We start from the raw sequence: 18,656 nt of genomic DNA, 5'->3' as shown, positions 1-18,656 counted from the left end.
CAGCGGTCCGCAGCGCATGACCGGATGCGAGCCCCCCACAGGCTCGTCCCCCGCACCGCCAGAGAAGAGAATCCGTCCCCCCATGAGTAGTACCGCCACCCCGCCGAGCCCCTCACGCAGGACCGGCGCGCGCATCAAGAGCCCCGACCTGCTGCTCGCCGAGTCCGGAGCCGACCTGGAAGGGCACGGCCTCAGGCGCACCATGGGGCTGTTCCAGCTCGTGTGCTTCGGAGTCGGAGCGATCGTCGGCACCGGGATCTTCGTCGGGCTGTCCGACAGCGTCGCCGAGGCGGGCCCCGCCGTGGTGGTCTCGTTCGTCCTGGCCGCCGTCACCTGTATCTTCACCGCTTTCTCCTTCGCCGAGCTCGGCGGTGCCATCCCGGTCTCCGGAAGCTCCTACTCCTTCGCCTACGCCACGCTGGGGGAGCGGGTCGCGTTCCTGGTCGGCTGGTGCCTGCTCCTCGAGTACGGCGTCTCGGTCTCCGCCGTCGCGGTCGGCTGGAGCCAGTACGTCAACGAACTGCTGGACAGCCTCGTCGGCTGGAACCTGCCCGCGGCGCTCTCCTCGGGGCCAGGTGACGGCGGCGTGATCAACCTGCCCGCGGTCGTCGTGGTCATGATGGCGGCCACCCTGTTGGTGCGCGGCATCAGGGAGAGCGCTCGGGCCACCGCGGCGATGGCGGTGCTGAAGATCGGCATCCTCATCGCGTTCTGCGCGATCGCCTTCACCGCGTTCGAGGACGGACACCTCTCCCCGTTCGCCTCCCACGGCATGGCCGGGGTCACCGCCGGTGCGTCGGTGGCGTTCTTCTCGTACATCGGCTTCGACGCCATCACCACCGCGGGCGAGGAGGTCAAGAATCCCCGCCGGAACATCCCGATCGCCATCATGATCTGCATCGGCGTGGTCACGCTGCTCTACTGCGCGGTCGCGCTCGGCGCCATCGGCGCGCTCGGCGCGGACGCCGTGGGTGACAAGCCGGCCGCGCTCTCGCTGGTCGTCGACAAGGTCACCGGGTCGAGCGTCGGCGGCGGGATCATCGCCTTCGGCGCGGTCGTCGCCATCGCGTCCGTCGTCCTCGCGGTGATGTACGGCCAGACCCGGATCCTCATGTCCATGTCCCGCGACGGGCTGATCCCCCGGGTCTTCGAGCGGGTTTCGCCGAAGACCCGCACGCCGGTCGCCAACACGTGGATCGTGGCCGTCGTCTTCGCCGTACCCGCCGCGTTCTCGTCCCTCGACGTCGTCGTGAACCTGACGACCATCGGCACGCTCGCCATCATGGCGGTGGTCAACGTGGCGGTGATCGCACTGCGCCGCCGCAATCCGGAGCTGAAGCGTTCCTTCCGGGTGCCGCTGTACCCCGTCAGCCCGCTCCTGGGCGTCGGCTTCTGCCTCTACCTGATGTACGGGACCGGCTGGACGACCTGGGTGCAGTTCCTGGTCTTCCTGGCGGTGGGAGCCCTGGTGTACGCGGGGTACGGCCGCAGCCGCTCCCGGCTCGTCAGCCCACCGGACCGGGCGTCGTCGGGCTCGACCGAAGGGTGAACCAGACCGCCTTCCCGTGAGCGGTGGGGCGGTGACCGCAGGCGGAGCTGAGGGCGCGTATCAGGAGCAGCCCGCGGCCGTGTTCCTGCCAGGGGTCCGCCGCGCTGCCGGGGAGCAGGCGGGACAGATCGCCGGGCGGCCCCGGGTCGTGGTCGTGGACCTCCACCTGGCAGCCGGACGCCAGAAGCTCGACCACCAGCTCGATGGGCCCCGATCCGTCGGTGTGCTCCACGGCGTTGGCGACCAGTTCGGCGGTCAGCAACTCGGCGGTGTCGCTGTCCGCGGGTGCGTCGAGATCCGCCAGTGCCGTACGGATGAGGGCGCGGGCGATCGGCACCGCGGCAGTCGAGTGCGGCAGGGCGACACGCCAGGACGAGGGTGGGGGCGCGGGGACGTCGGACGGCAAGGCGGCGGTTTCCGTTCGGGAGCGAGACATCCTGCGGAGGGCCTTCGTCCCGGGCGGCTGCCCGGGACCGCTTCCTCCGTCACCGGAGGGTACGGGGTCCGTATCAGGACTTCCTGCGGTCAACCATACGAAGCGCGACGCCCCAGACATAGGGGCGACCGACCGGCACAAAGGGGACCTTCGCCACAGAGGACCGTCGCGCTGTCGCGCATTCATGACGGAAGTCACAGATCGGTGATAGCTTCGGGAGTGCATCAGCAGCAGCCCGACGGCTGGAGGGGACCCTTCCATGAGCCCGTTCACCGGCTCCGCCCCGCGCACGGAGCGCTGGGAGCATCTGCACCTGGCCATCGACGACGGAGTCGCCACCGTCACCCTCGCCCGCCCCGACAAGCTCAACGCACTCACCTTCGGCGCCTACGCCGACCTGCGTGACCTTCTCGCCGAGCTGTCCCGCGAACGCTCCGTACGGGCGCTCGTGCTCGCCGGTGAGGGGCGCGGGTTCTGCTCCGGTGGTGACGTCGACGAGATCATCGGCGCCACGCTCGCGATGGACACCGCGCAGCTCCTGGACTTCAACCGGATGACCGGACAGGTCGTACGGGCCCTCCGGGAGTGCCCTTTCCCCGTGATCGCCGCCGTCCACGGAGTGGCCGCGGGCGCCGGGGCGGTCCTCGCCCTGGCCGCGGACTTCCGGGTCGCCGCCCCCTCCGCTCGCTTCGCCTTCCTCTTCACCGCCGTCGGTCTGTCCGGCGGTGACATGGGCGCCGCCTATCTCCTGCCCCGCGTCGTCGGCCTCGGCCACGCCACCCGCATACTCATGCTCGGCGAACCCGTCCGTGCCCCCGAGGCCGAGCGCATCGGACTGATCAGCGAGCTGACCGGTGAGGGGGAGGCAGGCACCCGCGCCGCCGCCCTGGCCCGACGGCTGGCCGACGGACCCGCCCTCGCCCTCGCACAGACGAAGGCACTGCTCACCGCCGAGCTCGACATGCCTCTCGCCGCGTCCGTGGAGATGGACGCCGCCACCCAGGCACTCCTGATGAACGGTGAGGACTACGCCGAATTCCACGCCGCATTCACCGAGAAGCGCCCGCCGAAGTGGCGGGGCAGGTAGCGCGATGCCCTCCTCGGACACGGGGCGGATCGCGGTCATCGGAGGAGGACCCGGCGGGCTGTACGCCGCCGCCCTCCTCAAGCGGCTGCGCCCCGGCCGCGAGATCACCGTGTGGGAGCGGAACGCCCCCGACGACACCTTCGGCTTCGGCGTGGTTCTCTCCGACGAGACGCTCGGCGGCATCGAGGACGCCGACCCCGTCGTCCACCGGGCGTTGAGCGACGCGTTCGTCCGCTGGGACACCATCGACGTCGTGCACCGGGGTGCCACCCAGACCTCCGGCGGCCATGGCTTCGCAGCGCTGGGCCGCCGTACGCTGCTCCGGATCCTGCACGAGCGCTGCGCGTCCCTCGGGGTACGGCTCCGCTTCCGGACCGAGGCGCCGCCCGCCGAGGAGCTCGCCGCCCGCCACGACCTGGTCGTCGCAGCCGACGGAGTGCACAGCGCCACCCGCCAGGCCCATGCCCGTCACTTCCGCCCCACGGTCACCGACCACCGCAACCGCTACATCTGGCTCGCCGCCGACTTCGCTTTCGACGCCTTCCGCTTCGAGATCGCCGAGACCGGGTTCGGCGTGATGCAGCTGCACGCCTATCCCTTCGCGGCCGACGCCTCCACCGTCATCGTCGAGATGCGCGAAGAGGTCTGGCGGGCGGCCGGCCTCGACACCTGCGACACCGCGGAGTCCGCCGAGCGCTGCGCCGAGGTCTTCGCCGAGGCACTGCGCGGCCGGCCGCTGCGCTCCAACAAGTCCTCCTGGCTCACCTTCGCCACCGTGAGCAACGCGCACTGGTCGCACGGCGGTACGGTCCTCATCGGCGACGCCGCCCACACCGCCCACTTCTCCATCGGCTCCGGCACCAAGCTCGCCGTCGAGGACGCCCTCGCCCTGGCGGCCTGCCTCGAGGAACAGCCGGACCTGCCCACCGCCCTCGCCGCCTACGAGGCCGAGCGCCGCCCCGTCGTCCTGTCCACCCAGCGCGCCGCCGCGGCCAGCCTGCGCTGGTTCGAGGAACTCCCGACCTACGTCGGCCAGCCGCCCCGGCGGTTCGCCTTCAACCTCCTTACCCGCAGCCGCCGCGTCACCCACGACAACCTGCGGCTGCGCGATTCCGGCTTCACGGGGGCGGTCGAGGAGGAGTTCGGGTGCCCGCCCGGCACCCCGCCCATGTTCACCCCGCTGCGTCTGCGCGGCCTCGAACTCCGCAACCGTGTCGTCGTCTCGCCCATGGACATGTACTCCGCCGTCGACGGGATGCCCGGCGACTTCCACCTCGTCCACCTCGGCGCCCGCGCGCTCGGCGGAGCCGGTCTCGTGATGACCGAGATGGTCTGCGTCAGCCCCGAGGGCCGCATCACCCCCGGCTGCACCGGTCTGTGGACCGGTGAACAGGCCGAGGCGTGGACCAGGATCACACGCTTCGTCCACGAGGCCGCCCCCGGCACCGCGATCGGCGTCCAGCTCGGCCACTCCGGCCGCAAGGGCTCGACCCGGCGGATGTGGGAGACGCCGGGCCGCACCGACCAGCCGCTGGACGACGGCAACTGGCCGGTCAGCGCCGCCTCCCCCCTCCCGTACGCGCACGGCGTCAACCAGATCCCGCAGGAGCTGGACCGAGCCGGGATGGACAGGGTCCGGGACCGGTTCACCGAGGCGGCCCGCCGGGCGGCACACTGCGGATTCGACCTCCTCGAACTGCACTGTGCCCACGGCTATCTGCTCTCCGGCTTCCTCTCCCCGCTCACCAACCTGCGCACCGACGCCTACGGCGGGCCCCTGGAGAACCGGCTCCGCTTCCCTCTGGAGGTCTTCGACGCGGTCCGCGCCGCATGGCCCGAGGACCGGCCCATGACCGTACGGATCTCCGCCACGGACTGGGCACGGGGCGGCACGAGCGACGAGGACGCCGTGGCGGTCGCCCGCGCCTTCGCCGCCCACGGCGCGGACGCCATCGACGTCTCCACCGGGCAGGTCGTCGCGGAGGAACGCCCCGAATACGGCCGCTCCTACCAGACCCCGTACGCCGACCGGATCCGCAACGCGCTGGACGTGCCCGTCATCGCCGTCGGCGCCATCTCCTCCTGGGACGACGTCAACTCGCTGCTGCTCGCCGGCCGTGCCGACCTCTGCGCCCTGGCCCGCCCGCACCTCTACGACCCGCACTGGACGCTGCACGCGGCGGCCGATCAGGGCTACGCGGGGCCCGGAGTCTCCTGGCCGCTCCCGTACCGCGCGGGCAGCCGCACTCCGCCGACGGGCCGCACCGACGGCCCCAAGCCCCGGCTCACCCTCGACTGAGCGTCAGGCACCCGCGGCAGCGACACCGGCACCGGCACCGGCAGGGGAGGGAGGAGGTCGGCTCAGGCGCCGGCCCGGACGAAGTCGGCCCCCACGTCCCGCAGCCGCCCGTGCAGCAGCCCGAACACCTCCGCCGAGCGCCCGCCCGGCCAGTTCTTCGGCAGCAGCTCGCCGGGCAGCCCCGGGTCGGCGTACGGAAGTCGCCGCCAGGAGTCGAGGGCGCGGAGGTAGTCCCGGTAGGCCTCCTCCGGGTTCGGCGTGCCCCCGCCGGCCGCTGCCTCCCAGGACCGCAGGACCGGCTCCTGCTGATCCAGGAAGTCGAGGTGGAGCCGGGCGATCGCGTCCAGGTCCCACCAGCGCGCCACGGCCTCCTCCGTCGCGGCGAAGCCGAGGTGCTCACCGCGGAACAGGTCGACGTACGGGGCGAGTCCGAGGCGCTCCAGAGTGTGCCGCGTCTCCTCGTACAGCCCGGCGGGGGCGATCCACACACCGGGCGCCGCCGTGCCGAATCCGAGCCGTCCGAGGCGTGAGCGCAGCAGGTGCCGCTTGTGGCGCTCGGCCTCGGGTACGGAGAAGACGGCGAGCACCCAGCCGTCGCCGGTCCGGGGCACCGGACGCCGGTAGATCCGCCGGTCGCCGTCGTCCAGAAGCTGACGGGCGTCGGACGACAGGGAGTACCCGGCCGCCCCGTCCGCGGTACGGGCGGGGACGAGCAGCCCACGGCGCTTGAGGCGGGAGACGGACGAGCGCACGGACGGGGCGTCGACCCCCACCGCGTGCAGCAGCCGGATCAGCTCGGAGACCGCCAGCGGGGCGTTGCCGGGCTGACGGCCGTAGGCGCCGTAGAGGCTGACGATCAGGGAACGCGGGGTGTGCTCGGCCACGTGATCACTCTAAGGCGCCGGGGTCCCGCAGCAGGAAGCGCTGGAGCTTTCCCGTCGCGGTCCTCGGGAGTGCGGGCAGGAAGGTGAAGGCGCGGGGGCACTTGTGCGGTGCCAGCTCGGCCTTCATGTGCGTCCGCAGGTCGTCGGCCGACAGCAGCGCGTCCTCGCGCGGCACGACGTACGCGGCGACGACCTGTCCGCGCAGATCGTCCGCCCGGCCCACCACGGCGGCCTCGGCCACGTCGGGATGGCGCAGGAGCGCCTCCTCGACCTCCGGGCCCGCGATGTTGTACCCGGCGGAAATGATCATGTCGTCGGCGCGGGCGACGTAGCGGAAGTAGCCGTCGGGCTCACGGACGTAGGTGTCGCCGGTGATGTTCCAGCCGTGGCGTACATACACCCGCTGCCGTTCGTCGGCGAGATACCGGCAGCCGACCGGGCCGCGCACGGCCAGCAGCCCGGGTTCGCCGTCGGGGAGTTCCTCGCCCTCCGCGTCCACCACACGCGCCTGCCAGCCGGGCACCGGGACGCCGGTGGTGCCGGGGCGGATGGCCTCGTCGGCGGCGGAGATGAAGATGTGCAGCAGTTCGGTGGCCCCGATGCCGTTGATGATGCGCAGCCCCGTCCGCTCGTACCAGGACCGCCAGGTCGCGGCAGGCAGGTTCTCCCCGGCCGAGACGCAGCGGCGCAGCGCGGACAGGTCGTGGCCGTCGAGCGCGTCGAGCATCACGCGGTACGCGGTCGGCGCGGTGAACAGGACGGAGACCCGGTGGGCGGCGAGTGCGGGCAGCAGTTGCTTGGGGCCGGCCTGTTCCAGCAGCAGGGCGGAGGCGCCGGCCCGCAGCGGGAAGATCACCAGCCCGCCGAGCCCGAAGGTGAAGCCGAGCGGCGGACTGCCCGTGAACACGTCGTCGGGGCCCGGCCGCAGGACGTGCCGGGCGAAGGTGTCGGCGACGGCCAGCACGTCGCGGTGGGCGTGCATGCAGCCCTTGGGCCGGCCGGTGGTGCCCGAGGTGAACGCGATGAGGGCGATGTCGTCGGCGGCGGTGTCCACCGCCGGGTAGGGACCCGGCCGGGCGGCGGCCCGTACGGTCAGGTCGTCGGCGGAGTCGCCCCCGTACGTCGTGACACGCAGCCCGGGCACCTGGGCCCCGGCCAGGTCGTCGGCCGACCTGACGTCGCACAGGGCGTGGCCGACGCGGGCGATGGAGCAGATCGTGGCGAGCTCCGACGCCCGCTGTCGGTCCAGCACCGTCACGGCGATCGCGCCGGCCTTCATGACGGCGAGCCAGCAGGCCGCGAGCCAGGGCGTGGTGGGGCCGCGCAGCAGCACGCGGTTGCCGGGGACTACGCCCAGATCGTGGGTCAGCACCTGGGCGATCCGGTCCACCCGGTCCCGAAGCTCTCCGTAGCTCCATACGCCGCCGTCCCCGCTGAGGAAGGCGGGGCGGCCCGGGCCGAGCCGGTCCGCCGTGCGGTCGAGCAGCTCGTATCCGCAGTTCAGCCGGTGCGGGTAGGCCAGTTCGGGGAGGTCGAAGACCAGCTCGGGCCGGTCCTCGGCGGGCGGGAGATGGTCGTGCGCGAAGGTGTCGGTGTGCGCGCTCGCGGTATCTGACGGCTTCATGAAGCATCGCCCCCTTGTCGCCATTGGAGCGTATCGTTTGGGTGACGGTAGTCAACGGTCCGCGATAAGTCGTGACAAGAGAGGCGCCGGTATGACGGCATTCTCCCTCGATCCCGGTCGAACCGCCTGGTGCGACGAGCTGTACAACCTCGCCCGCGACGAGCTGCGCCCCCTCGCGGAGAAGGGTGAGCCCGGCCACGTCAACCGCCCTCTCGTCGCCGCCCTCGGCGGGCTGGGGCTCCTGGACCGGCTCTTCGGGTCGGGCGCGCTCGATCTCTGCCTGCTGCGCGAATCGCTGGCGCGCGGCTGCACCGAGGCGGAGACCGCCCTTGCGCTCCAGGGCCTCGGGGCCGGTCCGGTACGCCGGGCCGGCACCGACGCCCAGCGCGCACGCTGGCTCCCCGAGGTGCGCGCGGGACGCGCCGTCGCCGCCTTCGCGCTCAGCGAGCCGGGCGCCGGATCCGACGCGGCCGCGCTCGCCCTCGCCGCACGGCCCGCGCACGACGGGAACGGCTGGCGGCTCACAGGGGAGAAGTGCTGGATCTCCAACGCCCCGGAAGCCGACTTCTACACCGTCTTCGCCCGGACGGGCGAAGACCACGGCGCGCGCGGCGTCACCGCGTTCCTCGTCCCCGCCGACCGCCCGGGGCTCACCGGAAGGGCGCTGGACATGCTCTCCCCGCACCCCGTCGGAGCGCTCGACTTCGACGAGGTGCCGGTGACCGCCGAGGACGTGCTCGGCGAACCCGGCGGAGGGTTCCGGGTCGCCATGGACACCCTGAACCTCTTCCGGCCGAGCGTCGGAGCCTTCGCCGTCGGCATGGCGCGCGCCGCGCTCGACGCCACCCTGGAGCACACGGCGCACCGCACCGCCTTCGGGGCCCCGCTCAAGGACCTGCAGGCCGTCTCGCACCAGGTGGCCGAGATGGCCACCCGCACCGAGGCCGCCCGGCTCCTGGTGTACGCGGCCGCAGCCGCCCACGACGCGGGTGAGCCGGGCGTGCCCCGGCGCGCCGCGATGGCCAAGCTGTACGCCACCGAGACCGCGCAGTACGTCGTCGACGCGGCCGTCCAGTTGCACGGCGCCCGCGCCCTGGAACGGGGGCATCTGCTGGAGCACCTCTACCGGGAGGTCCGCGCGCCCCGGATCTACGAGGGCGCCACCGAGGTGCAGCGCACCATCATCGCCAAGGAGCTGTACGCGACACAGGAGACGTCCGCATGAATCCGATCAGCCGGATCAACCCCGCCGAACTCGCCCCGCCCACCGGCTTCTCGCACGCCGTCACGGCCGCCGGCGGCAGGCTGGTCTTCCTCGCCGGCCAGACCGCGCTGGACGGCGACGGGAAGGTCGTCGGTGACACCCTGCCGGAGCAGTTCGAGACGGCCCTGGGCAACCTGCTCACGGCCCTGCGCGCGGCGGGCGGCGCCCCGACGGCCCTGGCCAGGGTCACCGTGTACGCCACCGATGTGGCCGACTACCGTGCGCACGCCTCCGAACTGGGCGCCGTCTGGCGGAGGATGGCGGGACGCGAGTACCCGGCCATGGCCGTCGTCGGGGCGGTCAGGCTCTGGGACGAGCAGGCCATGGTCGAGCTAGACGGCATCGCCGTCCTGGACTGACACGGCCCCTCCGTCACACGCGGTGCGCACGTCCGGCCGCCGAAGTGCCGGATATGCCTGTCGTGCCCGGGTAGCGGTGTGCGCGCTGCGGAGTGAGGCTATGGGTGCAGGCGCATGTTCCGCCCTACGCATGGAACGCACGCACGCAGGGAGGCGACGGCATGGCAGGTGGACCGCCTCCGCACATCGTGGACACGTCGCCCGACGGAGAGGGCTTCACGGTGTGCGACGAGGCGTGCGGTCATCCGCGCGCCGGTGAAGGCGTCCACGGGCTGCCCGACGAACTGCCGGACGAACCGCTGCATCTGCCCCTGAACGCCGACCGGGTGCTGCGCGGGGGAAGGCTGCACGGGGCCGCCCTGCCGGAAAGCCCCCATGTCATGCCGTGTGACCACGGGCGAACAGGGCAGGCGCCGTTCTGTGACCACTGCGGGACGAGTGCCGACCATGACCACCGCGAACCGGAACCAGCGGACCGCCCACCGCGCGGCGCGCCGGACGGGTGAACCGAGTCAGGCGATATATCACTATTCGGTGGCCTTTGTTCCGGAACACCCGTCGTGATCGTACTCATCGTCTGCCATTTCGTGCTCGCGGCGTGCGCGGTGCCGCTGGTGCGGCGGTTCGGCAGGAACGCCTTCGTGGTCCTCGCGCTGCCGCCGGCGGCCACCACGGTGTGGGCGGTCACCGAGTGGAGCGGTACTGAGGACGGCCGGGCCGTCACGTGGTCGTGGCAGTGGATCGCCACGTACGACGTGTCGGTCGATCTGCGCCTGGACGCGCTCGCTGAGCTGATGGTGCTGCTCGCTGCGGGCGTGGGCATGCTCGTCCTGCTGTACTGCGCCTTCTACTTCACCGACGACTCGCCTCGGCTGGCCCCCTTCGCCGGGAACCTGCTGGCCTTCGCCGGCGCCATGCTCGCCCTCGTCCTCGCCGACGACCTGATCTCCCTCTACGTGTTCTGGGAACTGACCACGGTCTTCTCCTACCTGCTGATCGGGCACGGCAGCGAACTCAAGAAGAACCGGCGCTCCGCGCTCCAGGCGCTCACGGTCACCACCCTCGGTGGCCTCGCCATGCTGGTCGGCTTCCTGATCCTCGGTGAGGCGGCGGGCACCTACCGGATCTCCGCGATCGTGGCCGACCCCCCGGAGACGACGCTCGCGGTGTCCGTGGCCGTCGTCCTCGTGCTGTGCGGAGCCCTGTCCAAGTCGGCGATCTGGCCCTTCAGCCTGTGGCTTCCGAACGCCATGGCCGCTCCCACCCCCGTCAGCGCCTACCTGCACGCCGCGGCCATGGTCAAGGCCGGTGTCTACCTGGTGGCGCGGCTCGCTCCCGCCTTCGCCGACGTCCCGCTCTGGCGGCCGGTCGTCCTGGTGCTGGGAGGAGCGACCATGCTCCTCGGCGGCTGGCGCGCCCTGCGCCTGAACGACCTGAAGCTCGTCCTCGCCTACGGCACCGTCAGCCAGCTCGGCTTTCTCACCGTGCTCGCCGGGGCGGGCAACCGGAACGCCGCGCTCGCCGCCGTGGCGATGATCCTCGCGCACGCCCTCTTCAAGGCCGCGCTGTTCCTCGTCACCGGCATCGTGGACCACGCGACGGGAACCCGTGACCTGCGCAAGCTGTCCGGCCTCGGCCGCACCATGCCGTACGTCTGTACGGTCGCGGTGCTCGCCGCCGCATCCATGGCCGCCCTGCCGCCGTTCCTCGGATTCGCGGCCAAGGAGGCAGCCCTCGACGCATTGCTCCACGGTGACACGGCCGATCGCTGGATACTGGCCGTCATCGTCGTCGGCTCGGCGCTGACCGTCGCCTACACCCTCCGCTTCGTATGGGGAGCGTTCGCCCGCAAGCCGGACGTCGCCGGCACTCCCGTCCACCGCGTCGGCGCCGCCCTCCTGGCCCCGCCCGCCGTGCTCGCCGTCGCCGGGCTGGTGCTCGGTCCCGGCGTCGGATGGACGGACCGCCTCTTCGCCGCCTACGCCGACGTCTATCCGGCTCCCGCCCACCCCTACCACCTCGCGCTGTGGCACGGCTTCGGCCTCGTCCTGCTGCTGTCCGCCCTCACGTGGGCGGGGGGCGCCGTGCTCTTCGCGGGACGGTCGAGGATCATCCGGTTCTCCCGGCGCGTCGCCTGGCCCACCGCGGACAGCGTCTTCGGGCACCTCCTGCTCGGCCTGGAACGGGTCGCCCTCCAGATCACCGGATTCGTCCAGCGCGGTTCCCTGTCCGGTTACCTGGCCATCACCCTGATGGTGATGCTGGCCGGCCAGCTGGCGGTCCTCGTCACGGACCGCCCCTGGGAAGGAGCGATCGCCCCCCGGGTGTGGGACGCCCCGCTCCAGGGCGCGGTGGCCCTGCTGACCTGCGCTGCCGCGCTCTCCTGTCTGACCGTCAGCCGCCGGATGAAGGCCGTCGTCCTGGCCGGACTGACGGGTTACGGGGCGGCGCTGCTCTTCGTCGTTCAGGGCGCGCCCGATCTGGCGCTCACCCAGTTCTGCGTCGAGACCGTGTCGATGATCGTGTTCGTGCTGGTTCTGCGCCGGATGCCGGTGCGCTTCGAGGAGTCCATCGGCACCTGGCGGCGGGCACTGCGGATTCCCGTGGCGCTGGGCGCCGCGGCGACGGTGGGCGTGGCCGTCTGGGTGGCGGGCGCCGCACGCGTGGCCGAGCCCGCGGGCGCCGCCATGGTGGAGGAGGTCGCCCACCACGGCCTCAAGGACGTGGTGGCCACCATCCTGGTCGACCTGCGGGCCTGGGACACGATGGGCGAGTCGGCCGTCCTCGCGGCGGCGGCGATCGGAGTGACCAGCCTCATCTACCTGCACCGCCGCGGCGAGACCTCGATGAACAGGGAGGAACTGCGGGGAGAGACCGCCTGGACGCTGCAGCGCCAACAGCTGACCGGACTCCCGCAGGGCGACGACACGGCGCCCGAACGCAGTTGGCTGGCAGCCGGATCGACCCTGGCGCCCGAGCACCGGTCCGTCGTCTTCGAGGTGGTGGGCCGACTGCTCTTCCACCCCATCCTGGTGCTCTCCCTGTATCTGCTGTTCTGCGCGGAGAACATGCCGGGCGGCGGCTTCGTCGCCGGACTCGTCGCGGGACTCGGCCTCATCACCCGTTACCTGGCCGGCGGCAGATTCGAGCTCGCCGAGGCCGCGCCGCTACAGCCCGGCCTCTTCACCGGGCTGGGACTCTTCCTGTCCACGGCGGTCGCGCTGGGCGGCCTCGCCGAGGGGACGGTGCTGCACGCCTGGACCTACCACGGGCATCTGCCCCTGTTCGGGGACTACCACCTGAGCACGTCGCTCCTCTTCGACTTCGGTGTCTACCTGCTGGTGCTCGGCGTGGTCCTGGACATCGTGCGGGCCCTGGGTGCCAAGGTCGACCGGCAGATCGAGCGGGCGGCGGGCGCACTGACACCCGCGCCGGACGCCGGGACGGGGGAGCCGAACCGATGACCATGAGCTTCTCGCTCCTCGCGACGGCCGCCGTCCTCTGCGCCGTAGGCGGCATCCTCATGCTCACCCGTCCGCTCACCCGCATCCTGCTCGGCGCGGTGATCGCGGGCAACGGCATCAACCTGCTGGTCCTCTCGTCGACCGGCACGGCGGGCGCGGCTCCCCTGCTCTACGGCGTGCCACTGCGCCGGGTCACCGACCCGCTGCCCCAGGCCGTCGCCCTCACCGCGATCGTCATCACGCTCGCCACCACGGCCTTCCTGCTCGCGATGGCCTACCGCAGCTACCAGCTCACCGGCACGGACGAGGTCCACGACGACCTGGAGGACCGGCGCATCTTCCTGCGCGCCGAGGTACTGGGGGAGCGGGCCGAACTCCGTCAGGAGTACCGGTCCGAGCCCGGAAGAACGAGGAAGGACCGTGCGCGCTACCGCCAGGAACGCCACCGGCTGCGCGCCAGGCTGCGTGCCGACCGCGCCCTGCAGGCCCGGGGCCGGGATGCCGGTGGCGACCTGTGGCACGACGTGCTCGGAGCCGACCCGGAGGACTACGTGAACGACAAGGACGCCGACCGAGGAGCCGCCGGATGAACGCGCTCGTTCCGCTGCCGGTCCTGCTGCCGCTCTGCGCCACCGGGCTGAGCCTCGCCTTCGGCACCAGACTCGCCCGCTTCCAGCGCTTCATCAGCGTCGCCGTGCTCAGCGCCGTCCTCTGCCTCTCGGTGACCCTGATGATCGCAGCGGACCGGCAGGGGCCGCTCTCCGTGCACCTCGGCGACTTTGCCCCGCCGCTCGGCATCACGCTGGTCGCCGACCGTCTGTCCGGCCTGATGCTGACCGTCTCCTCGGCGGTCACCCTCGCCGTCCTGGTCTACTCGCTCGGCCAGGGCATGGCGGACCGGGACAAGGAGACCCCGGTCGCCGTCTTCCACCCCGCCTACCTCATCCTGGTCGCCGGGGTCTCCCTCACCTTCATCGCGGGCGACCTCGTCAACCTCTACGTCGGCTTCGAGATCATGCTGGTCGCGAGCTTCGTGCTGCTCACGCTCGGCGGGACCGGCCCCCGGATCCGGGCGGGCTCCACCTACGTGATCATTTCGCTGTTCTCCTCGATGCTCTTCCTCACGGCGATCGCCATGACCTACGCCGCCTCCGGCACGACCAACTTCGCCCAACTCGCCGTCCGGCTGCCCGATCTCCCCCTCGGCGTGCAGACCCTGATCCAGGCGATGCTGCTCACCGTCTTCGCCATCAAGGCCGCCGTCTTCCCCCTCGCCGCCTGGCTCCCCGACTCCTACCCGACCGCGCCCGCGCCCGTCACCGCCGTGTTCGCGGGCCTGCTGACGAAGGTCGGCATCTACTGCATGCTGCGGGTGGAGACGCTCCTCTTCCCGGGGAACCGGCTCGGCGACCTGCTGATGGCCGTCGCCCTCGCCTCGATGATCGTGGGCATTCTCGGGGCGGTCGCCCAGACCGACCTGAAGCGGCTGTTCTCCTTCACCCTCATCAGCCACATCGGCTACATGGTCTTCGGAATCGGTCTCGCCACGCGTGAGGCGTACGGAGGCGCGATCTTCTACGTGGCCCACCACATCACCGTCCAGACGAGCCTCTTCCTCGTCGCGGGACTCATCGAACGACGGGGCGGCACCAACGAACTCACCCGGCTCGGCGGAATGGCCAAGGCGGCTCCGCTCCTCGCGCTCCTCTTCTTCGTCCCCGCGATGAACTTCGCGGGGATCCCACCGCTCTCCGGCTTCATCGGGAAACTCGGACTCATGCGCGCCGGCGTCGCGGACGGCAGTGTCTGGGCCTGGGTGCTCGTCGCCGGCGCGACCGTGACGAGCCTGCTCACCCTGTACGTGATGGCCAAGATCTGGAACCTGGCCTTCTGGCGCACCGAGCCACCGGGCCAGGCCGCCTACGGCACCATCCTGGAGACCGCCGACGACAGCGACGACGACGATCCCGACGCCGGGCCCGACCGCGTCCCCGGCACGGGCGACGAGGGGGTGGGGCCGGCCCCGGTCGGCCGGGGCGTGGCCGCCACCCTCCAGGGGCGGGCCGTCACCACCACGGTCCGGCCGCCCCGGGCCATGACGGCCGCCACCGCGGGCACCGTCCTGCTCGGCCTCGCCTTCACCGTCCTGGCCGGTCCGCTCACGGCCTTCACCGACCGCTCGGCAGCCGAACTCATCGCGCGGCGGCCCTATGTGGAGGAGGTGCTCGGCCGGTGAGGCGTCTGATCACCCTGTCGTACCGCAACCCCGACCTGCCGCCCTTCAGCGTCGAGTTCGCGGGCCGTCGGCGCCGCGTCCTCGACCTCCCGCTGATCGCCTGGCTCACCCTGATCTGGGTCCTGCTGTGGTCCACCCTGACCTGGGCCAACGTCGTCACCGGAGCGGTCGTCGCGGTCGCCGTCTGCCTGGCGTTCCCGCTGCCGCAGGTCGATCTGGGGCTGCGGCTGCACCCGTGGGGCATCGTGCGGCTCGCCGCCTATCTGCTCTACGACATGTACACCTCGGGTGTGAAGGTCACCCGGCAGATCTTCGCCGGCCACCCGCACCGGCCGGCCGTCATCGCCGTACCCCTGCGCTGCCGCAGCGACCTGATGCTCGCCGCGACGGCCGTCAGCGTGTCCAACGTGCCGGGCGGGTCCGTGGTCGAGGTGCGCAGGGCCACGGCCACGCTCTTCCTGCACGTCCTGGACGCCGACCGGTCGGCGGAGCTGGACGCGGTCCGGCGTTCCGTCTGGAAGCTGGAGGAGCTGACGGTCCGGGCGTTCGGCACCTCCGACGAGATCACCCGGGTGTCCGAGCCGCCGCCACCGGTCCCAGGGTCCGACAGCGGTTCCGACACGGGTTCCGACACCGGAAAGGAGGGGGCATGAGTGTTCCCGAGACCGTCGACCGGGTGCTGATCAGCGCCGCCGTCGTGTTGGTCGTCGTGGCCGGAGCGCTGCTGCTCTTCCGCATCAGCCGCGGCCCCTCGATGCTGGACCGGGCCATCGGCCTCGACGTGTTCGCCGCCGTGACGATCGCGGGTCTGGGCGCCAAGTCGGCTTTCGCCCGTGACTCGTTCTACTTCCCGATCATGCTGGTGCTCGCGTTCCTCGGCTTCACCGGCTCGGTCGGCATCGCCCGGTTCATCGCCGTACGCGACAAGCCGCTGCCGCGACGCGGGCCCGCACGGAAGGAGGAGCGGAAATGAGCGTCTGGCTCCAGATCACGGACACGGCCGGGGCGGTGCTGGTCTTCCTCGGCGCGGCCATCTGCCTCCTCGGCGTGGTCGGCATGCTGAAGCTGCCCGACGTCCTGTCGCGCAGTCACGCGGCGACCAAACCGCAGACCCTGGGGCTGCTCCTCGTACTGGCCGGGGTCGCGCTGAGGCTGCGCGGCGGCATGGACTTCGCGACGCTCGCGCTCATCGGTTTCTTCCAGCTCATGACCAGCCCGGTGGCCTCCCACCTCGTGGCGCGGTCGGCGTACCGGACGGGACAGATCGAGCGCGGCGAGCTGCTGTTCGACGACCTGGACGCGCAGCTCACCGAACCCGGGCAGGAAACCGGGGAGCGGCCGGAGTCCGACAGCGGGCCCGAGCGAGGCTGACACCGGCCGTCAGCCGTCGAGCAGCCTGTCACGCAGAGCGCCCACGGTGGCGTCGGTGACGCCGAGCCGGCCGGTGACGTACCCCTGGACCGAACCGTGCGCGGCTGTCAGGTCCGCGAGGAACAGCCTGATGACCTCCTCGGGCGCCCGCCCGTAGCCAGGCCACAGCGGTGTGCGTCCGCCGTGGAGGGCCGCCCAGTCTGCGATCAGCCGATCGGTGGCCGCCTCGGTGAGGGCGAAGTCCTCGGCCACGCCGTCCTCGTCGACGCCGAGCAGCGACAGGATCAGGGCGGCCAGCAGACCGGTGCGGTCCTTGCCGGACGCACAGTGGAAGACGAGGGGCCCCGCGCTCCCCGCGACGGTCTCCAGTGCCTGCCGCAGTTCGGCGGCCCCGTCCTCGGCGACCTCCGCGTAACGGTCGGCGAGATGGCGCCACGGATCGAGCTCCGGATCGATCGCCGCCTGGTCGTACGGGCGGTGCTCGATGCTCAGATTGAGGTAGGTGAACTGCCCACCGGCGGGAACCCGGCCCCTGGCCGCGATCTCCCACGGGTAGCGCAGGTCGATGACGGTCCGCACACCGAGGGCGAGGAAGCGGTTCCAGTCGCACCCTTCGAGCTTGGCGAGGGAGTCCGAGCGGTACAGCAGACCACGGCGGACCGAGCGGCCCTCCGAGCACCGATGACCGCCCAGGTCACGGAAGTTGTGCAGTCTGTCGAACGTGATGCGTCCAGGTATCTCCACGCCGCACACACTATTTCTGCGATGATGCGGCGGGGAACCACCGGGCGCTGGGGGGCGTATGTCGGGTACGGGTACGGTGCTGCGCGAATTGCGCGGTGCACAGAAGTCGTCCAAGGGTGTCTCGCTCTACTCGCGGTACGTGAACAGGCCGGCCGGGCGTCTGCTCGCGGCGGGCGCGTATCGCGCGGGGCTGACTCCCAATCAAGTGACTGTGGTCAGTGCTTTGTTCACGTTCACCTCGATCGCGGGGATCGCGCTCGTCGAGCCGTCCTGGTGGCTGGGAGCGGCTGTGTATGCCGGCCTGGCCGTCGGCTTCGCCTTCGACTCGGCCGACGGGCAGCTGGCCCGGCTGACCGGACGCGGCGGGCCGGACGGTGAGTGGCTCGATCACGTCGTGGACTGCGCGAAGATGATCCTCGTCCACAGCGCCGTACTGATCGCGTTCCACCGCTTCGGCGCCCTGCCCGGCGACGGGTGGCTCCTGCTGCCGCTCGGCTTCCTGTTCGTCGCCGTGCTGACCTTCTGTGCCGGACTGCTCCGGGAGCAGCTCGGCAAGGCGGCGGCCGGCACGGTGCCGGCGGCCACGGGCCCCGCGGCTCCGGTGTCCCGGGTGAGGGCGGTGGCGCTGCTGCCCGCGGACTACGGGGTCTTCTGCCTGGTCTTCCTGCTGCTCGGCGCACCCGGCGCCTTCCGGGCCGGGTACGCCGCACTCGCGGCCGTGCACGCCGTGTTCCTGGTCGCGTTCCTGGTCAAGTGGTTCAGGGAGCTGAAAGGGCTCCGGGCCGGCTGACGAGCACGTCCAGCGCCCGGCGCAGCTGGGTGCTGGACGTGTGCACCGTGTAGGGGAAGTAGACGACCTCCACCCCGACGGCGGCGAAGTCCCGCTCCAGGCGCTCACCCTTCTCGGTGCCCCGCCAGTCGTCGCCCTTGAAGATGACGTCGAAGCGGACCTGTTGCCATGTCTCGACCTTGTCCGGAACGGTCTCCACGAACGCCGCGTCCACGTACCGCACGCTGCGCACGATCTCCAGCCGTTCGGCCAGCGGGATCACCGGAGTGTGGCCCTTGGCCAGTGCGGCCATCTCGTCGGAGACCACTCCGGCCACCAGGTAGTCGCACTGGCTGCGGGCATGTCGCAGGATGTTGAGGTGGCCGACGTGGAACAGGTCGTACACCCCCGGCGCATAACCGACCCTGTGCTGCACCATCCGTTCTCTCCCCCCACGGTGGAACTGGTTCAACGACCTTACTGTGAAGAACACTTGTGCAACCCGTGAACGGATAAGCTCGGACAAGAGGCTGTTCCGGGGGGAAGGCGATCATCCGTTGTCCGCTGCTG

The 18,656-nt window shown here is 71.6% G+C and carries 18 protein-coding genes; 13 read left to right on the top strand and 5 right to left on the bottom strand.

The annotated features are described in order from the left end of the window. The first annotated feature begins 82 nt into the window (after positions 1–82). Positions 83–1,549, top strand: a complete 1,467-nt coding sequence (locus tag ABZ441_RS19210; RefSeq protein WP_358975252.1) for an amino acid permease — start codon at positions 83–85, stop codon at positions 1,547–1,549. Here ABZ441_RS19210 and ABZ441_RS19205 read toward each other — a convergent pair. Continuing rightward, positions 1,506–1,955: an ATP-binding protein gene (locus ABZ441_RS19205; RefSeq protein WP_358975250.1), complete on the bottom strand. Its 450-nt coding sequence runs from the start codon at positions 1,953–1,955 to the stop codon at positions 1,506–1,508. The two genes, ABZ441_RS19210 and ABZ441_RS19205, sit on opposite strands and share 44 nt — an antisense overlap. A gap of 289 nt (positions 1,956–2,244) precedes the next feature. Here ABZ441_RS19205 and ABZ441_RS19200 point away from each other — a divergent pair, with 289 nt between their 5' ends. Both ABZ441_RS19200 and ABZ441_RS19195 read left to right on the top strand, forming a co-directional pair. Further along, positions 2,245–3,072 carry an enoyl-CoA hydratase family protein gene (locus tag ABZ441_RS19200; protein ID WP_358975247.1) on the top strand — a complete coding sequence of 276 codons (828 nt, stop codon included), beginning with the start codon at positions 2,245–2,247 and terminating at the stop codon, positions 3,070–3,072. A gap of 4 nt (positions 3,073–3,076) precedes the next feature. Then, positions 3,077–5,371 carry a bifunctional salicylyl-CoA 5-hydroxylase/oxidoreductase gene (locus ABZ441_RS19195; protein WP_358975244.1) on the top strand — a complete coding sequence of 765 codons (2,295 nt, stop codon included), beginning with the start codon at positions 3,077–3,079 and terminating at the stop codon, positions 5,369–5,371. Positions 5,372–5,433: 62 nt separating this feature from the next. Here ABZ441_RS19195 and ABZ441_RS19190 read toward each other — a convergent pair whose 3' ends face one another. Both ABZ441_RS19190 and ABZ441_RS19185 read right to left on the bottom strand, forming a co-directional pair. Beyond that, a complete protein-coding gene (locus ABZ441_RS19190; RefSeq protein ID WP_358975242.1) occupies positions 5,434–6,255 on the bottom strand; it encodes a PaaX family transcriptional regulator C-terminal domain-containing protein in 822 nt (273 codons plus the stop codon). A gap of 4 nt (positions 6,256–6,259) precedes the next feature. Continuing rightward, on the bottom strand, positions 6,260–7,879 hold the full coding sequence (locus ABZ441_RS19185) for an AMP-binding protein (RefSeq protein ID WP_358975239.1): 1,620 nt from the start codon (positions 7,877–7,879) through the stop codon (positions 6,260–6,262). A 91-nt stretch (positions 7,880–7,970) separates the two neighbouring features. On the opposite strand from ABZ441_RS19185, the gene ABZ441_RS19180 reads away from it, so the two are divergent. The 9 genes from ABZ441_RS19180 to mnhG all read left to right on the top strand — a co-directional run bounded on the left by ABZ441_RS19180 (position 7,971) and on the right by mnhG (position 16,573). Next, positions 7,971–9,104 (top strand): acyl-CoA dehydrogenase family protein, encoded by a 1,134-nt coding sequence (locus tag ABZ441_RS19180; RefSeq protein ID WP_358975236.1) that lies wholly within the window; start codon positions 7,971–7,973, stop codon positions 9,102–9,104. Then, the gene (locus ABZ441_RS19175; RefSeq protein WP_358975233.1) at positions 9,101–9,502 is read left to right on the top strand and encodes a RidA family protein; all 402 of its coding nucleotides are present in this window, start codon (positions 9,101–9,103) and stop codon (positions 9,500–9,502) included. Before ABZ441_RS19180 ends, ABZ441_RS19175 begins: the two co-directional genes overlap by 4 nt. Before the next feature lie 161 nt (positions 9,503–9,663). After that, positions 9,664–10,008: a hypothetical protein gene (locus ABZ441_RS19170; RefSeq protein ID WP_358975230.1), complete on the top strand. Its 345-nt coding sequence runs from the start codon at positions 9,664–9,666 to the stop codon at positions 10,006–10,008. Positions 10,009–10,062: 54 nt separating this feature from the next. Continuing rightward, positions 10,063–12,966 carry a Na+/H+ antiporter subunit A gene (locus ABZ441_RS19165; RefSeq protein WP_358975227.1) on the top strand — a complete coding sequence of 968 codons (2,904 nt, stop codon included), beginning with the start codon at positions 10,063–10,065 and terminating at the stop codon, positions 12,964–12,966. Beyond that, positions 12,963–13,556 (top strand): Na(+)/H(+) antiporter subunit C, encoded by a 594-nt coding sequence (locus tag ABZ441_RS19160; protein ID WP_358975225.1) that lies wholly within the window; start codon positions 12,963–12,965, stop codon positions 13,554–13,556. The genes ABZ441_RS19165 and ABZ441_RS19160 overlap by 4 nt, the downstream gene beginning before the upstream one ends. Next, positions 13,553–15,202, top strand: a complete 1,650-nt coding sequence (locus ABZ441_RS19155; protein ID WP_358975222.1) for a Na+/H+ antiporter subunit D — start codon at positions 13,553–13,555, stop codon at positions 15,200–15,202. The genes ABZ441_RS19160 and ABZ441_RS19155 overlap by 4 nt, the downstream gene beginning before the upstream one ends. Next, positions 15,199–15,855, top strand: coding sequence for a Na+/H+ antiporter subunit E (locus ABZ441_RS19150; RefSeq protein WP_358975220.1), 657 nt, complete (start codon positions 15,199–15,201; stop codon positions 15,853–15,855). The genes ABZ441_RS19155 and ABZ441_RS19150 overlap by 4 nt, the downstream gene beginning before the upstream one ends. Further along, positions 15,852–16,175: a monovalent cation/H+ antiporter complex subunit F gene (locus tag ABZ441_RS19145; RefSeq protein ID WP_358975217.1), complete on the top strand. Its 324-nt coding sequence runs from the start codon at positions 15,852–15,854 to the stop codon at positions 16,173–16,175. Before ABZ441_RS19150 ends, ABZ441_RS19145 begins: the two co-directional genes overlap by 4 nt. Next, on the top strand, positions 16,172–16,573 hold the full coding sequence (mnhG, locus tag ABZ441_RS19140; RefSeq protein WP_358975214.1) for a monovalent cation/H(+) antiporter subunit G: 402 nt from the start codon (positions 16,172–16,174) through the stop codon (positions 16,571–16,573). The genes ABZ441_RS19145 and mnhG overlap by 4 nt, the downstream gene beginning before the upstream one ends. 9 nt (positions 16,574–16,582) lie before the next feature. On the opposite strand, the gene ABZ441_RS19135 is transcribed toward mnhG, so the two are convergent. Then, entirely contained in the window at positions 16,583–17,311 is a 729-nt protein-coding gene (locus ABZ441_RS19135) for a tyrosine-protein phosphatase (RefSeq protein ID WP_358975304.1), read from the bottom strand. 64 nt (positions 17,312–17,375) lie between these two features. Here ABZ441_RS19135 and ABZ441_RS19130 point away from each other — a divergent pair, with 64 nt between their 5' ends. Beyond that, on the top strand, positions 17,376–18,107 hold the full coding sequence (locus tag ABZ441_RS19130; RefSeq protein WP_358975212.1) for a CDP-alcohol phosphatidyltransferase family protein: 732 nt from the start codon (positions 17,376–17,378) through the stop codon (positions 18,105–18,107). Here ABZ441_RS19130 and ABZ441_RS19125 read toward each other — a convergent pair. Beyond that, complete coding sequence (locus ABZ441_RS19125; protein ID WP_358975209.1) at positions 18,076–18,525, bottom strand: adenylyltransferase/cytidyltransferase family protein; 450 nt, start codon at positions 18,523–18,525, stop codon at positions 18,076–18,078. The two genes, ABZ441_RS19130 and ABZ441_RS19125, sit on opposite strands and share 32 nt — an antisense overlap. Positions 18,526–18,656: the final 131 nt, after the last annotated feature.

This window comes from Streptomyces sp. NPDC005752 (genome assembly GCF_040630715.1).
Lineage (GTDB): Bacteria > Actinomycetota > Actinomycetes > Streptomycetales > Streptomycetaceae > Streptomyces.
This window is presented reverse-complemented; position numbering and strand designations above follow the sequence as displayed.